Origin of the sequence: Roseobacter weihaiensis, assembly GCF_020622345.1 — a bacterium.
Classification (GTDB): domain Bacteria; phylum Pseudomonadota; class Alphaproteobacteria; order Rhodobacterales; family Rhodobacteraceae; genus Roseobacter; species Roseobacter weihaiensis.
Window position 1 is genome coordinate 24,021 of sequence record NZ_JACNMO010000006.1, and the last position, 13,322, is coordinate 37,342.

The 13,322-nt window shown below is 53.9% G+C and carries 17 protein-coding genes; 5 read left to right on the forward strand and 12 right to left on the reverse strand.

Going from position 1 to position 13,322, the window contains the following annotated elements:
• The 4 genes from flhA to H7847_RS08610 are packed head-to-tail and all read left to right on the forward strand — an operon-like array spanning position 1 to position 4,338.
• The gene (gene flhA / locus H7847_RS08595) at positions 1-2,085 is read left to right on the forward strand and encodes a flagellar biosynthesis protein FlhA (RefSeq protein WP_227269030.1); all 2,085 of its coding nucleotides are present in this window, start codon (positions 1-3) and stop codon (positions 2,083-2,085) included.
• Positions 2,082-2,852 carry a flagellar biosynthetic protein FliR gene (locus H7847_RS08600; RefSeq protein WP_227269032.1) on the forward strand — a complete coding sequence of 257 codons (771 nt, stop codon included), beginning with the start codon at positions 2,082-2,084 and terminating at the stop codon, positions 2,850-2,852. The genes flhA and H7847_RS08600 overlap by 4 nt, the downstream gene beginning before the upstream one ends.
• On the forward strand, positions 2,849-3,937 hold the full coding sequence (flhB, locus tag H7847_RS08605) for a flagellar type III secretion system protein FlhB (RefSeq protein WP_227269034.1): 1,089 nt from the start codon (positions 2,849-2,851) through the stop codon (positions 3,935-3,937). Before H7847_RS08600 ends, flhB begins: the two co-directional genes overlap by 4 nt.
• A 5-nt stretch (positions 3,938-3,942) precedes the next feature.
• Positions 3,943-4,338, forward strand: coding sequence for a hypothetical protein (locus tag H7847_RS08610; protein WP_227269261.1), 396 nt, complete (start codon positions 3,943-3,945; stop codon positions 4,336-4,338).
• A gap of 56 nt (positions 4,339-4,394) precedes the next feature.
• Here the strand turns inward: H7847_RS08610 and H7847_RS08615 are convergent, their stop codons facing one another.
• Genes H7847_RS08615 through H7847_RS08655 form a run of 9 tightly spaced genes read right to left on the reverse strand, consistent with a single transcriptional unit; the run spans position 4,395 to position 9,042 of the window.
• Positions 4,395-4,895, reverse strand: coding sequence for a flagellar basal body-associated FliL family protein (locus H7847_RS08615; RefSeq protein WP_227269035.1), 501 nt, complete (start codon positions 4,893-4,895; stop codon positions 4,395-4,397).
• Between the two features lie 9 nt (positions 4,896-4,904).
• Entirely contained in the window at positions 4,905-5,636 is a 732-nt protein-coding gene (gene flgH, locus H7847_RS08620; RefSeq protein ID WP_227269037.1) for a flagellar basal body L-ring protein FlgH, read from the reverse strand.
• Positions 5,637-5,645: 9 nt separating this feature from the next.
• Positions 5,646-6,068: a flagellar basal body P-ring formation chaperone FlgA gene (gene flgA / locus H7847_RS08625; RefSeq protein WP_227269038.1), complete on the reverse strand. Its 423-nt coding sequence runs from the start codon at positions 6,066-6,068 to the stop codon at positions 5,646-5,648.
• A complete protein-coding gene (gene flgG / locus H7847_RS08630) occupies positions 6,065-6,850 on the reverse strand; it encodes a flagellar basal-body rod protein FlgG (protein ID WP_227269039.1) in 786 nt (261 codons plus the stop codon). Before flgG ends, flgA begins: the two co-directional genes overlap by 4 nt.
• A gap of 21 nt (positions 6,851-6,871) precedes the next feature.
• Positions 6,872-7,585 (reverse strand): flagellar hook-basal body complex protein, encoded by a 714-nt coding sequence (locus H7847_RS08635; RefSeq protein ID WP_227269041.1) that lies wholly within the window; start codon positions 7,583-7,585, stop codon positions 6,872-6,874.
• 1 nt (position 7,586) lies between these two features.
• Entirely contained in the window at positions 7,587-7,856 is a 270-nt protein-coding gene (locus H7847_RS08640) for a flagellar biosynthetic protein FliQ (RefSeq protein WP_227269042.1), read from the reverse strand.
• 1 nt (position 7,857) lies between these two features.
• A complete protein-coding gene (gene fliE, locus H7847_RS08645) occupies positions 7,858-8,184 on the reverse strand; it encodes a flagellar hook-basal body complex protein FliE (protein WP_227269044.1) in 327 nt (108 codons plus the stop codon).
• A 54-nt stretch (positions 8,185-8,238) separates the two neighbouring features.
• Positions 8,239-8,631: a flagellar basal body rod protein FlgC gene (flgC, locus tag H7847_RS08650; RefSeq protein ID WP_227269045.1), complete on the reverse strand. Its 393-nt coding sequence runs from the start codon at positions 8,629-8,631 to the stop codon at positions 8,239-8,241.
• 12 nt (positions 8,632-8,643) lie between these two features.
• A complete protein-coding gene (locus H7847_RS08655) occupies positions 8,644-9,042 on the reverse strand; it encodes a FlgB family protein (RefSeq protein ID WP_227269046.1) in 399 nt (132 codons plus the stop codon).
• Between the two features lie 81 nt (positions 9,043-9,123).
• Here H7847_RS08655 and H7847_RS08660 point away from each other — a divergent pair, with 81 nt between their 5' ends.
• Positions 9,124-10,500, forward strand: a complete 1,377-nt coding sequence (locus tag H7847_RS08660; protein WP_227269047.1) for a FliI/YscN family ATPase — start codon at positions 9,124-9,126, stop codon at positions 10,498-10,500.
• Between the two features lie 484 nt (positions 10,501-10,984).
• On the opposite strand, the gene flbT is transcribed toward H7847_RS08660, so the two are convergent.
• The 3 genes from flbT to H7847_RS08675 form a co-directional block, all read right to left on the reverse strand.
• Complete coding sequence (flbT, locus tag H7847_RS08665) at positions 10,985-11,389, reverse strand: flagellar biosynthesis repressor FlbT (RefSeq protein WP_227269051.1); 405 nt, start codon at positions 11,387-11,389, stop codon at positions 10,985-10,987.
• Positions 11,386-11,757, reverse strand: a complete 372-nt coding sequence (gene flaF, locus H7847_RS08670; protein WP_227269052.1) for a flagellar biosynthesis regulator FlaF — start codon at positions 11,755-11,757, stop codon at positions 11,386-11,388. Before flaF ends, flbT begins: the two co-directional genes overlap by 4 nt.
• Positions 11,758-11,833: 76 nt before the next feature.
• Positions 11,834-13,123, reverse strand: coding sequence for a flagellin (locus H7847_RS08675; RefSeq protein ID WP_227269054.1), 1,290 nt, complete (start codon positions 13,121-13,123; stop codon positions 11,834-11,836).
• Positions 13,124-13,322 lie beyond the last annotated feature (199 nt).

Here is a 13,322-nt window from a genome sequence, read left to right on the forward strand (position 1 = left end):
ATGCAAAACCTGAGCGTCAAAGCACTCTTCAACCCAACGATTCTTCTAGCGATCGCGTTGATGGCAGTCATCGTGATGATGATTTTGCCAATGCCCGCCTGGGTTTTGGACACTGGCCTGGCAGCTTCTTTCGCACTCGCGATTCTGATTTTTACCATCACTCTGTTTATCGAACGGCCACTCGACTTCTCAGCATTTCCTACCATTCTCCTCGCGTCACTCATGCTGCGACTTTCGCTCAACGTCTCGTCCACGAAACTGATTATTGGTCAGGGTCACACAGGAACAGATGCGGCCGGAGAGGTTATCGAAGGGTTCGCTCAATTTGTGATGGGTGGAAGCGTCTTTCTGGGTCTGGTGGTCTTTTGTGTCCTTTTGATCGTGAACTTCATGGTGATCACCAAGGGCGCCACCCGCATGGCAGAGGTCGGGGCAAGGTTTGCCTTGGACGGCATGCCCGGCAAACAACTGGCAATCGATAGCGATATGTCGGCCGGTGCGATAACGCACACCGAAGCGAAAGAACGCAGAGAACGCGAACAGCAGGAAACGACCTTCTTTGGATCGCTTGACGGTGCGTCCAAATTCGTCAAGGGCGATGCTATTGCCGGGCTGCTGATTACTTTGCTCAACCTGGTCGCGGGGTTGATCATGGGCGTCGCAGTTCATGATATGCCGATCGGTCAAGCCTTTGAGACTTATGCAATTCTGACGGTAGGCGATGGTCTGGTCTCTCAAATCCCGGCCGTTGTGATTTCCATTGCGTCAGCCTTGTTGCTGGCACGGGGCGGGGCTCAAGGTGCAACTGACCTTGCAGTGTTCGCCCAACTTGGCAAACATCCCTCTGCCATTGCAACCGTAGCTGTCTTGATGGCGCTTTTTGCGCTCTTTCCCGGCCTGCCTTTTACGCCGTTCATCCTGGGAGGCGCCGCTCTGGGGTTTACAGCCTTCCAACTCCATAAAAAGCAAAAAACACAATTGGCGCTTGTTTCAGAAGAACAGCAACAAGATGTATTGCCAAAAGAAAAGGCGCTCGGCGATATCTTGGAGATTGACGATGTGCATGTTGAATTCGCTCCAGATCTGGTCAACATGGTTCTTGATCCTGGCACCGGTCTTGATGCGCGGATTACCAATATGCGGACCCACGTGGCATCTGTTTTCGGGCTAATCCTGCCGGAGATTCGATTGACCGATAATCCAGCTCTGCCCGTCGGTACCTACGTTTTGAAAATTCAGGGGGTCGAACAGGCGCGCGCGCAACTAAACGCAGATCAGGTCTTGGCACTGATCCCTGAAGAGCCGGTTAGCCTGCCAAGTGGCACAGACACCAATGAGCCGGTATATGGTGCCCCCGCAAGGTGGATAAACAGCAAAGATCAGGAAAAGGCAGCTCTGGAAGGTCTTACCCTTGTAACACCAGCGGAAATTCTGGCGACGCATCTTCTTGAAACCGTCAAACGTAATTTCAGCCGACTGCTCACTTTGAAGTCGCTCCGTCGTCTGCTGTCTGAGTTAACCAACATCTCCAACCCCGCCCGCGCAGAAGCCAACCGTAAGCTCCTGGACGAAATGATCCCCGACAAAGTACCCATTGACGTGCTTCATTCCGTGCTTCGCCTGCTGTTGGACGAACAGGTTTCCATCAGAAACCTTCCCCTTATCCTTGAGGCAACTGCAGAAGCGCGGAGCCACAACTCGCAACCGGAGGCGATTTGTGAACATGTGCGCCAGCGGCTTGGCTTCCAACTCGTCGCAGAAATGCGCCGCGACGACGGAACCCTGCCATTGATCCAGCTTGCGCCCGAATGGGAGGATACATTTAACACTTATCAGGTTGATGCCGACCGCGGTCTTGATATCGCCTTGCCGCCCGATCTGTTCAATCATCTTGCCGACTGTGTTTCGGAAAAGCTGCAGGTTGCCAATAAAAACGGGATAAACGCAGCACTTGTGACCAACACAAAGCGCAGACGATTCATGCGAACTGTTATGAAAGCAAAGGGGATCAACAATCCGGTCCTCTCGTTTGAGGAGATTGGCCTGGACGCCCGGCCCTCGCTTGTTGGGGTTGTTGCCGCATGACCGCGTTAGAAGAGTTACTGCCGTGGCTCAACAGCGCACTCTGGCACGGATTCATTGTGTTTCTGCGTGTCGGGGCCATGACGGCGCTTTTACCAGGATTTGGCGAACAAACGGTCCCGACGCGGATCAAGCTTGTCGTGGCCCTGTGCTTCACCCTCATTGTCGCACCGGCTTTGCCTATCTCCCCCCCTCCGGCAGGCATGGGCGAAACATTTCTGTTGATCGGAACTGAAACACTGTCTGGCCTCGCGCTGGGCTTGGGCCTTCGCCTCTTTATTCTCGCTTTGCAAACCGCAGGATCAATCGCTGCTCAGTCTACATCTTTGTCACAAGTCTTGGGTGGCGCTGCGGTAGATCCCCTGCCCGCGATGGGATACATCCTCATTGTTGCAGGGCTGGCGTTGGCAGTCATGACAGGTTTGCATGTAAAAGCGGCTCAGCTCATCATTCTGTCATATGATTTTCTTCCGACGGGTCGGTTTGTTGCAGCCTCTCAGATTTCGGAATGGGGCGTACATCAGGTCGCACAGGCCTTCTCGCTTGCCTTTACGCTCGCGGCACCCTTTGTGATTTTGTCAGTGCTCTATAACTTTGCGCTCGGAGCGATAAACCGTGCCATGCCGCAGCTCATGGTGGCCTTTGTGGGGGCACCCGTTATCACATTGGGAGGGCTTGCGCTGCTTATGGTTTCTGCACCCTACATGTTGACAGTCTGGATCAATGAAATGGACAGGTTCTTGGCGGACCCATTCCGGATGACCCCATGAGCGCGCAAGACGACCAGTCCGACAAGTCATTTGAAGCGACCGCCCAAAAACTCCTGGAAGCGCGAAAGAAAGGGGAGATTGCGCGGTCCAACGAACTGCTCACAGCCGCGGCCTATTTCGGGTTGCTGATGGCCTTTCTGATCGCCGGCGTGGGCGGGCTGTCTCACCTTGGATCCACACTCCAGGTCCTGATCGATCAGTCCGGACAATTGGCCCCTCTGTTCTTTGATGGTGCAGCCGGCGCACCTGTGCAGGGTATTCTGCGTGCTCTGAATTTCGCATTGTTACCGATCTTTGCGTTACCGGCGTTGGCCGTTCTGCTTGCGCTTTTTGCAACCCGTGGGATTGTTTTCGCCCCTGTCAAAATTCAGCCGAAACTATCCAAGATCTCGCTGATTTCAAACGCAAAGAATAAGTACGGCAGAAATGGCCTATTTCAATTCGCGTTAAGCTTTATAAAGCTCTCAATCTACTCCATCTGCCTCGCTGTATTCCTCTACCTGCGGCTCGATCAGATGGTAGCCGCGATCCAGACCACGCCGCAGACAACGGTCATACTTCTGGCAGAGATATGCGTTGAGTTTCTCATGGTTGTCGTCGTTGTGTCTGCCGTTATCGGCGGGATTGATGCAATATGGCAGCATTTTGAACACCTTCGCAAAAACCGAATGTCCCGCAAGGAAATCATGGATGAGACCAAAAATAGCGAAGGCGATCCACATATGAAGCAAGAACGGCGCCAGCGTGCGCAAGCTCTTGCAAACTCCCAAATGGCCACGGAGGTCACGTCAGCAGACGTCATTATCGTCAACCCGACACATTTTGCGGTCGCGTTGAAGTGGGAACGTAAACCCGGTGAAGCGCCAATTTGTGTGGCAAAGGGTATAGACGAAACCGCGCTGAGAATTCGTGAAATCGCACATGAAAACGCCGTGCCGATCCATAGCGACCCGCCCACGGCCCGTGCGCTTCATGCGACCACGAACATTGGCGCGCAGATTTCCCCCGATCATTACCGGGCCGTGGCTGCTGCAATCCGCTTTGCAGAGGCAATGCGGCAAAAAGCAAAAAGCCGAGGCTTTTGACCGCGATGGAGATGAAAGAAATCGAACAGCTTCTCGCCCTGAAGTTTCAAAAGAAGCAAGGTGCGGTGTCAAAGATCATCCTTCAGGAAAGGCGGCTTCGCGCACAGCTATCGCGGCTGGACGAACAGGCCCGGACTGCTGAAACCTCGCAGCACCAGTACCTGCAAGCAATCGGTGCAGACGTGATCTGGAATGCCTGGCTGGGTCGAACGAAAACCTCACTGAACCTTGAACTCGCTCAGGTCCTCGCCCAGAAAGAAATGTTGTTGCAAGACGCCCGCAAAGACTACGGCAAGCTACTTGTAAGTCGCGAACTCATGCAGAACCAAGCTGAAATTGAACAGAAAAAAGGCCACTCGAAGCTGCTCGGCACCGCAATCAATAACTGGCTCTTTAAATAAAAGGGAAGCCCAGGTGCCATGTGATCCACAGATCAAGCGTAGACTGCACTAAGCTGTCAGTAGTCCTGCCGAGCAATCTCAAATATCAGCACATCACTTATCAGGTCCTTGCCAAAGGTCTTGAATGCTACGTCGCGCAGGCTGGTACGAATTGTGTCCAGGTTCTGGTTGGTCAGGAACGCGCCGCGAAAACTACCGATCGCAGCATGGTCAAACAACACGCGCAAGAACTCATCCCTAATCTTGGGTTCAATGTCGTAAACCGCCTGCCCCTGACCTTCGGGGATTTCGACACTGAGCGTCATGACGACCATCGACGCAATCCGTTCATTCTCGACCAAGGGGACAACAAACTGGTTACTTAACTTGATGTATTCCTTACCCTGCGTGGGAAGCCCGTCCTTCTCTGGCTCATCGGACTTTTCGACTTCGTCTGCAGGGGTGTCTTCGACATCAGCTTTTTCCACCGGGGCGGCATCAGGTCGAAAAAATACCCCTGCGCCAACACCAGCACCTGATCCGACGAGCAGCATCAAAATTGGTAGAAGCTTTTTCATGTCATAACCTTAGTAGGGGAGAACAGCATCAAGGACTTGTTGTCCCAATCTTGGCTGCTGGACGTCTGTAATCTGGCCGCGACCGCCGTAAGAGACGCGCGCGGTCGCGATCTTGTCATAGGTGATCTCGTTTTGTCGCGAGATATCTTCGGGGCGGACGTAGCCTGACACCAACAGTTCGCGCATCTCGAAATTTACCCGCAACTCCTGGCTTCCGGAGATTGCCAGAACACCGTTGGGCAGAACATCGACAATCGTTGCAGCCACGCGGAGGGTCAGTTTCTCATTCCTTTTCACCGAACCGTCACCCGAAGAAGAAGAGTTTGAATTTATCGAGACCGAGTCCGCCAGACTCGCCCCATCTGGCAGGTTTCTGTCGATGCGCTGCGGAAGCCCGAATAGCTCCGGAATGCCAAGGCTTTCTGAACCGGACCGAGAGCGGTCCGTGGCGTTGGAGATCTCCGCCTCCTCATCGATTTCAATGACCACCGTGAGAATATCACCTTGCTGTATGGCTCTGCGATCACCCAAAAGCGACTGCCGCGCCCCAGACCAAAGCGAAGCGGCCTCGGTGGGGGTCGGGGCCTCAACACGCAGCGGAAGCCCCGGAGAGAGCATTGCACTATGCTCCCTGGTTTCATTTGCCGGGGTAAACGACGGTGGCTTGCCAATATGATCGAACCGAGCACAGCCCGAGATCGCAACGACTGTCGCCAAAGCACCAATGAACGAATATCTCATCATCTGTTCCTATTCAAAAACGCGTACGGTTCCATCCGGTTGAACCTGACCGAACAAGGTTGTTCTGGAATCGAGGTTCATGATGCGGATACGGTCCCCCACGCCACCACGCTGCAATGAGCGTCCTTCCGTGATAATCATCAGCCCTGCTGTCTTGAATTTGAGCGAGACGATCTGATTGCGGTCGATGAGTGCAGGAGGACCCACATCGACAAAAAGAATAGGCCTGCCCGCATAAAGCGTTGTTCTTGCTTCTTGCCCGATCACATCCATCACCCTCGAAAAGGCATTCGGGTTGGCAACTGATTTGATCGCGACATCCGCCTCGGAAATCGTGGCGTTTGCCCGAATGGTTCGCGTGGGAACCACTGACTCCGCAAGTGAAGCTGCGGGAAAACAGCAAAAGAGTATGAAACCAATCCACCTCTTCATCGGATCTGCGTCGTCGCGCCCATCATCTGATCAGCCGCCGAGATCACTTTTGCATTCATTTCATAGCCACGCTGCGCTTCGATGAGTTCCGTGATTTCGCGCACGGCATCTACTGAACTATCCTCAAGATAGCCCTGACGCACTGTCCCAAGACCATCTTCACCCGGTGTCGCAATGAGAGGAGCGCCAGAAGCCTCGGTCTCGGCGAAGAGATTACCGCCCAGCGCTTCAAGCCCTTTGGGGTTCGTGAAACCGGCCATATTGAATTGGCCCAAGAGCTGCGCATTAGGATCATCTGCAAAATAGGCAAAGACTTCACCGGCACTGTTGATCGAAATACTGCGTGCGTCATCAGGAATCACAATCTCGGGCTCCACCGGAAATCCATCCGATGTGACGATCAACCCCTCACCATCTCTTTTGAGCCCACCATCGCGCGTGTAGGCCGCCAGACCGGAGGGGAGGGTAATCTCAAGATACCCATTTCCTTCAATCGCGAGATCAAGATCTCCACCCGTCTGGCTCAGTGAGCCTTGTTGCAACTGCACGGAAACCGCAGAAGGCCGCACGCCCAAACCGAGCTGGACGCCCGTTGGCAATACGGTGCCGTCTGTTGCATTCACGGTGCCCGGGCGGGCCATTTGTTGGTAGTGCAGATCAGCGAACTCTGCGCGTCGGGCGTTGTATCCCGTGGTGCTCATGTTTGAAAGATTGTTGGAGATTGTCTCTACACGCAGCTGTTGGGCGCTCATCCCTGTGGCTGCAATTTTTAATGCTCTCATGACGAAGTTCCTCGCTACATTCTATTGGGATATGGCCCGCATGGCCTGGCGGACGCGCTCATCTTCGGCTTCCAGAAAACTGGCCCCAAGCTCGTAGGCCCTTTGGACTTCGATCATGCGGGTTAACTGTAAGATCGGATTGACGTTTGAGCTTTCGACAAACCTCTGCAGAATGCGTCCTTGTTCGGCAGGCTCATAACCGTCGTCAGCCCGGAACATGACGCCATCTTCTCGTATGATACTTTGCGGATCTAGCGGTTGTACCAAACCCATCTGCCCGACAGGATTTCCTTCACTGGAAATTGTGCCGTCTGCGGCAACAGCCAAATCAGACACCCCCGGTGGAATGAAAACCGGCGCGCCACCGGGATCTAGAACACGATATCCATCAGGCGTAACCAGATCGCCATCGGCGTTGGGGGAGAATGAACCCGCGCGTGTCAAACGTTCACCCATCGGGGTCTCGACAAGGAAGAAACCCTCTCCCTCAATCGCGAAATCAAACTGCCCGCCGGTTTGCGTCAGAGTGCCTTGCTGGAAGGACGTGTGACGTACGTTCCCCTGGCCCATGGACAGGCTGGAACCCCCATCAATCGACTGCACGTATTCAGAAAACACCATGCCTTCTTGTCGAAATCCTGATGTGGCCGCGTTCGCTATGTTGTTGGCGACGACACGCATTTCACGCAGCAACCCGGACTGACGGGTAATCGTCGTGTAACCAGTATTTTCCATCTCAACCTCCGACAATCAGCGGGATGATTTGATCGTGAAAAAACGACACCAAAGTCTGTGTCATGAACCCCATCGAAATCCAGAAAACCAACACGATCGCGGCCAGCTTTGGCACAAACGTCAATGTCATTTCTTGAATGGACGTCAGCGCCTGTACCAATCCAATCGAAACACCTGTGATCAAAGCGGCAGTCAGCACGGGGATAGAGATCAGCACAGCGATCCAAAGCCCATGTCTTAGGGTGTCGAAAAAAACGATCTGGTCAGCCATATCAGACAGGCATCCGCAGAATTTCCTGATAGGCTTCGACGACTTTGTTCCGGACACTGACGGCAGCCTCTACGGCCAGCTCGGTCTGTGCCAAAGCCTGCACCAAAGCGTGTGGGTCTGCATCACCGATCATAGATGTCTTTGCCGTCTGCTCGGTCTCTGCCAGTGTCGTGGCAAAATCTTTTGCGATCTGGCCCAAAGATTCTGATGCGGAGGTGTTTTCAAGCATCGGTTCTGTCGCGGGACGCGCCTGCTCATAGCTTTGAATTGCAGACGCAGCCCGTGCGCTGGTAAAGTTCTGAATAGCGGAAACGGCTTTCATATCCATTCTGGATCTCCTTAAGTTAGCTTCGGACTTCGCCGAGAGCAGTCGTTATCTTGGTTACTTGCGCAGCAGCTCCATCAAGCTGCTGGACATTTTTCGCGTTTGCTCAAAAACTTTGAGGTTCGCTTCATAGCTGCGCTGCGCTTCACGCGCGTCGCTGAGCTCAATCATCAGATCGACGTTGGAACCATCGAAATAGCCATCCGGATCAGCCATCGGATGCGAAGGATCATAGACTCGTTCCAACGCATTCTGATCGAGCCTCACTGGACCTGTCTCGACCGTCGCAACACCTTGACCGCCGTTGAATGCAGTCTCAAAAGAGACCAGCTTTCTGCGGTAACCGGGCGTATCTGCATTCGAGATATTCTCGGACAGATGACGTAGGCGTGTCGCCTGCGCCTTCAAACCACTTGTTGTAACGCTGAGAGACTTTGCAAATTCACTCATTGATCGACACCTCTATGACCGGCTCAACGTAGCGCGCAGAATATTCATGGATGATTTGTAGATCGCCAGCGCCCGGTCGTGCTGACGTTTTGCATCCAAGGACTTGAGCATTTCGTTTTCCAGGGAAACGGTATTGCCGTTCGGCGCTTCTATACCGTTGCGGTCGATGAACGGCTCCATCATCTGGGCATCAGCAGAGCCGTTGAGATGGGTGTCTCTCGTTGCCTTTTGACCGCTGAGGCCAACGCTGGATCCATCGGCCAAATAGCTGTCGGCGAAAGCCGCAACATCCCGCGCCTTATAGTCAGGTGTGTCCGCATTCGCGACATTCTGTGCCGTAACCGCCTGCTTTTGGCCCGCGTGAACAGCCATCGCGTGCGATATCTTGAAGACTTCTAGATTTTCAAACATCCGGGGTTCTCCCTCATGTGATTTCATCAAGACTTAACTCTGATTCCTTTAGAAAGAGTGTGCAGAAGCCAAAGGATTGACATGACCAAGCCGATTCCCTTTGCGGGCCTCACCGCGCAAATCACAGAACTCAACCCTGTGCGTTCCATCGGACGCGTCAGCCGTGTGGAAGGAGGTGTCGTGCACGTCTCTGGCCTTGCAGGGAAAGCAAGAATTGGCGATCTGGTCGTTGTTTACAGGCAGGGAGAGCCCCTATCGGGCGAGGTTCTGCAACTGGACGGGGATCGCCTCGTGCTACTGCCAGACCAGGCGCCGGACGGCGTTGCCTTGAATGACCGTGCAGCCCTGTTGGAGGCCCGCGGAATCGCACCTTCTGACGGTTGGGTTGGTCGTGTGATTGATCCTTTTGGCAACCCGCTTGACGGCAAACCGCTACTACGGGGTCCGGACGCCCGCGGATTGAGAAACCCTCCGCCCGAGCCCGCCCGCCGGCGGGCGATGGGCGAAAGACTGAACACCGGAATGGCCGTTCTGAACACGTTGTTGCCGATTGTAAAAGGCCAGCGGGTGGGGCTTTTTGCAGGCTCCGGCGTCGGTAAATCTAGCCTTCTCGGGCATCTGGCACAAAACATGACGGCAGACGTGGTCGTGATCGCGCTGATCGGCGAGCGGGGTCGGGAGCTTCGACACTTCATCGAAGAAGTACTGGGAGCCGATGGCTTGAAAAGAGCTGTCGTGATCTGCGCGACCTCTGACCAGTCGCCGCTGATCCGACGCCGATGCGCTTGGGCTGCCATGTCGGTGGCGGAGCATTTTCGCGACCAGGGACTATCTGTTTTGCTGCTCGCCGATTCGATCACCCGCTTTGCGGAAGCACATAGAGAAGTGGCCGTTGCCTCCGGCGAGGCCCCTGTGCTTCGCGGTTACCCACCATCGACCGCGCATTTGATTATGTCGCTTTGCGAGCGGGCAGGGCCGGGTGAAGGTGCACAAGGCGACATCACGGGCATCTTCAGCGTTCTCGTTGCAGGCTCAGATATGGAAGAGCCGATCGCGGACATTTTGAGAGGTGTTCTCGATGGGCACGTCATTCTGGACAGGACCATTGCTGAGCGTGGTCGCTATCCGGCAATCGACGTTTTGAGATCCGTTTCCAGAAGCCTACCCGGCGCCGCAACAGAAGCAGAAAACAATTTGATAACAACGACACGGCGGTACCTGTCGATTTACGATCAAAATGCAATGATGATACGCGCTGGGCTATATTCGCAAGGGAGCGATTCTGACATCGATCTAGCGATCCAACTTTGGCCCGACCTGGATGGTTATCTGGCGAAAGCTGAAAAACAAAGCGTCGCAAACAGCTTTACGCAACTCGAACTTGTCATGCGGCGCAATCAGGTTCCAACACGCCCCAACCTACCGGCAAGCAGGGGTCGCCCCAATTCCGCAGCGTAAACGCTAAAGAATTCGTTCATCTCTGGGTGTAGCCTGTCAAACTGTGCGCTGGCGGACAGAAAGTCATACTTCTTTTCAGAGCATATGCAGCGTAATGGCTGGCGCTCAGGGCCAAATCTGGAGTGAATGAATCTTACAACACCTTAATGCAGCATTGGCTTTGAAGCCGTAAAGCCAAAAAACTGAGTAATTGAATTCTAGGAACAAGACTTGATCACGCAGCTATGTGGCGTGGTTTTTTGATCTGAAAGCGCAGCAAAATTGACCATACAACTCGTGTAGAAATGCCACCATCAAAGAGTGCATTTCTAAGCCCGGACATTTTTGCTGACAGGCCCGATCACAAGACAATTCGACTTTCAAAAAGATGACCTTTTCAAATCCAATAGCTGCAAGAGCGACAGCAACAAATGATCTGGTGACTTGAACTCGTTCTAAGCAGCGCCGTCAGATTCACATCGGTATTGGCGCTGTGCAAAAGTAATCAGTTTGGGCGCGCTGCCAGGAGTCTGTCCTCACGTGGTAGCAGCGCACGCAAAGCTTTAAGAGCACGGTAATGTTGCCCTTCCACAAGGCCACGTGTTGCCTCAGACAGTACATTTCTGCTGTCAGGATCCGTAAAAACCTGGCTCAACTGCTCGATCTGGCGCAAAAGCGGGAGATGCGCATCTTCCGGGTCCTTGTCGCCAGACAGAACCAGTTGCATGGCAAAACAGACACGTCGAACTGGTGTTTTTGCATCTTCGGGATGAATAGCGTCTCTCAGGCGGAGAATGTTGGCGTCAGGTGTCAAAATGGAAAGCCGGCTGCGTCGGTCACCATTCTCGATCACGACCCCATTCACCAGAACCCGTTCCTTCGGACTAAGCTTCAAAACCAAACCACTCATTTACCTACTACCTCTTGCTTTAGACCCTTCAAGATCGCGGCGTTAATTTCCAGCAATGGAACGGCGGATTCGAGCTTCCTGAGAACTTTGTGCGAATGCTGCCGTGTAAAATCTGCCAAGTAGACAATTCTGGCCCGCAGGTCATCAGGCAACAGGTTCTCTGGGTTGGCTGCATCCACTGCGAGGGCGGTCCAAAGCTGATTGTTTTCATGTAAAGCTTCCGCGAGTGCGACGAAGTCATCTCTCTGAAGCGCCCGTTTAATTCGGTGAGAAATCCGTGCGATAACATCATACTCACTGCTTCGCGCTGTTTTGGTTGCGGCCTGTGTGGGCGCATAAGCGCGTTGAGCCTGAGCAAAAGAATTCACAATACAACCTTTATATCAGCTTGCCGGGGTTATTTGGGTCAGGGGCGCGCGGTCGCGCGCCCCTGTATTAATCTTCTTAACGGAACAGAGACAGGATCGTCTGCGGTGCCTGGTTGGCAATCGACAGAGCCTGTACACCAAGCTGCTGCTGCGTTTGCAGCGCCTGAAGCTTGGCCGAAGCCGCTTCCATGTCTGCATCCACAAGCGTACCGATGCCGGATGTCAGCAGGTCCGTCAGCTTGCCCACAAATTCCATCTGTGTGTCGATCTGACGACCGCTGGAACCAAACGCAGCTGCCGCATCGATTGAAGTCTGAATCAGACCCTCGATGTTCTCGAGCGCTTCAGTAGCGCCCTCCGACGTTGTTACATCGATGTCTGCCAGCGCGGCAAGGCCACCCCCAGCAACCATACCGTCAGATGCAGATGTCATCGAGTCGACCCGCACCGCAATGGTATCACCAGCAGTTGTTGTGGTGGATGTTGCGGACAGACCGGTTGCCGTCGCCGTAAAGTTCAAGTCTGCGGTGTCGATGCCATTTGCCGGGTCGGCCGCAAAAGCTGCGAAAGCGGCTGCCAGACCGGCACCTACTTCTGCTGCCGTATCACCTTCCTTGGCGACGTACACGATTTCAGATGCACCAGCAACGTCAGCAGTCGTCGTAAGATTGCCCAGCGCGGCAGCGTCGAAAGTACTGTTGTCAGCGTCCGCCGCTGTGAACCCGATGCTGAAAGCAACACCAGCTTCGACACCCAAAATATCCAGCGTTTGAGTCTGCGTGCCATTCAGAGTGGCAGCTGCCGCACCTACGGTGCCACTACCCGCCGCATAGACTGCGTCACTTGCAATTTCCAGCTGCTGAGAGCCAAGGTCCTGCACCGTCACGTCGATATTGTTCGGTGTAACGGAACCGTCAGATGCGCGGTCCAACGAAGAGAGGATTGAAACGGTTCCGCCGCCGGAAAGAAGGTTCAGGCCGTTGAATTGGGCCGCACCAGCAATCGATCCGATCTGATCTGTCAGTGCTTCGATATCCGTCTGAATCTTGGAACGGTCTACGTTCGATTCCTGAGAATTGACGATCTTGCCTTTGATTTCTGTCAGCAGGTCTGTGATCGATTCAGCACCATTCAGGGCCACACCGACGGTTGCCTGACCGAGCGACAGCGAGTCAGAGATCGCTTTGAAACCTTCGACGTCGGACGACATCACTTTGGAAATTGCCCAGACGGCAGCGTTGTCTTTGGCGCTCTCGACTGTTTTACCGGTGGAGATTTCGCTTTGCACTTTGCCCAGGTCCATGTTGATGGATTTCAGGGTCTGCAGTGCAACCATTGCACTGTTGTTGGTAAGAATGCTCGACATAAGCATGTTCCTTTGATCATTCACGCTTTGCGCGGTTTGCACCCGGTTTTACTCAAACCGGATAAGAACTGTCTTTCTGACCAATGCATTCACCTTCGCAGGCAATGCGCCATCCGACCTCGGATGCAAGCGCACCATGCCCCTGAAAACCCTAATGAGTCCTAAAGTCATATCCCTCTGTTACTTCGGCTTTTATGCA

What these genes read in the sequence shown, in the direction of transcription:
- flgA (WP_227269038.1), bottom strand. Translation starts at nt 6,068, where the DNA reads ATGAAGAGGTGGATTGGTTTCATACTCTTTTGCTGTTTTCCCGCAGCT.
- H7847_RS08615 (WP_227269035.1), bottom strand. Translation starts at nt 4,895, where the DNA reads ATGAAAAAGCTTCTACCAATTTTGATGCTGCTCGTCGGATCAGGTGCT.
- H7847_RS08635 (WP_227269041.1), bottom strand. Translation starts at nt 7,585, where the DNA reads ATGGAAAATACTGGTTACACGACGATTACCCGTCAGTCCGGGTTGCTG.
- H7847_RS08610 (WP_227269261.1), top strand. Translation starts at nt 3,943, where the DNA reads ATGGAGATGAAAGAAATCGAACAGCTTCTCGCCCTGAAGTTTCAAAAG.
- flgH (WP_227269037.1), bottom strand. Translation starts at nt 5,636, where the DNA reads ATGAGATATTCGTTCATTGGTGCTTTGGCGACAGTCGTTGCGATCTCG.
- flhB (WP_227269034.1), top strand. Translation starts at nt 2,849, where the DNA reads ATGAGCGCGCAAGACGACCAGTCCGACAAGTCATTTGAAGCGACCGCC.
- flgG (WP_227269039.1), bottom strand. Translation starts at nt 6,850, where the DNA reads ATGAGAGCATTAAAAATTGCAGCCACAGGGATGAGCGCCCAACAGCTG.
- H7847_RS08675 (WP_227269054.1), bottom strand. Translation starts at nt 13,123, where the DNA reads ATGTCGAGCATTCTTACCAACAACAGTGCAATGGTTGCACTGCAGACC.
- H7847_RS08640 (WP_227269042.1), bottom strand. Translation starts at nt 7,856, where the DNA reads ATGGCTGACCAGATCGTTTTTTTCGACACCCTAAGACATGGGCTTTGG.
- H7847_RS08600 (WP_227269032.1), top strand. Translation starts at nt 2,082, where the DNA reads ATGACCGCGTTAGAAGAGTTACTGCCGTGGCTCAACAGCGCACTCTGG.
- flbT (WP_227269051.1), bottom strand. Translation starts at nt 11,389, where the DNA reads ATGAGTGGTTTGGTTTTGAAGCTTAGTCCGAAGGAACGGGTTCTGGTG.
- H7847_RS08655 (WP_227269046.1), bottom strand. Translation starts at nt 9,042, where the DNA reads ATGTTTGAAAATCTAGAAGTCTTCAAGATATCGCACGCGATGGCTGTT.
- flgC (WP_227269045.1), bottom strand. Translation starts at nt 8,631, where the DNA reads ATGAGTGAATTTGCAAAGTCTCTCAGCGTTACAACAAGTGGTTTGAAG.
- flhA (WP_227269030.1), top strand. Translation starts at nt 1, where the DNA reads ATGCAAAACCTGAGCGTCAAAGCACTCTTCAACCCAACGATTCTTCTA.
- H7847_RS08660 (WP_227269047.1), top strand. Translation starts at nt 9,124, where the DNA reads ATGACCAAGCCGATTCCCTTTGCGGGCCTCACCGCGCAAATCACAGAA.
- fliE (WP_227269044.1), bottom strand. Translation starts at nt 8,184, where the DNA reads ATGGATATGAAAGCCGTTTCCGCTATTCAGAACTTTACCAGCGCACGG.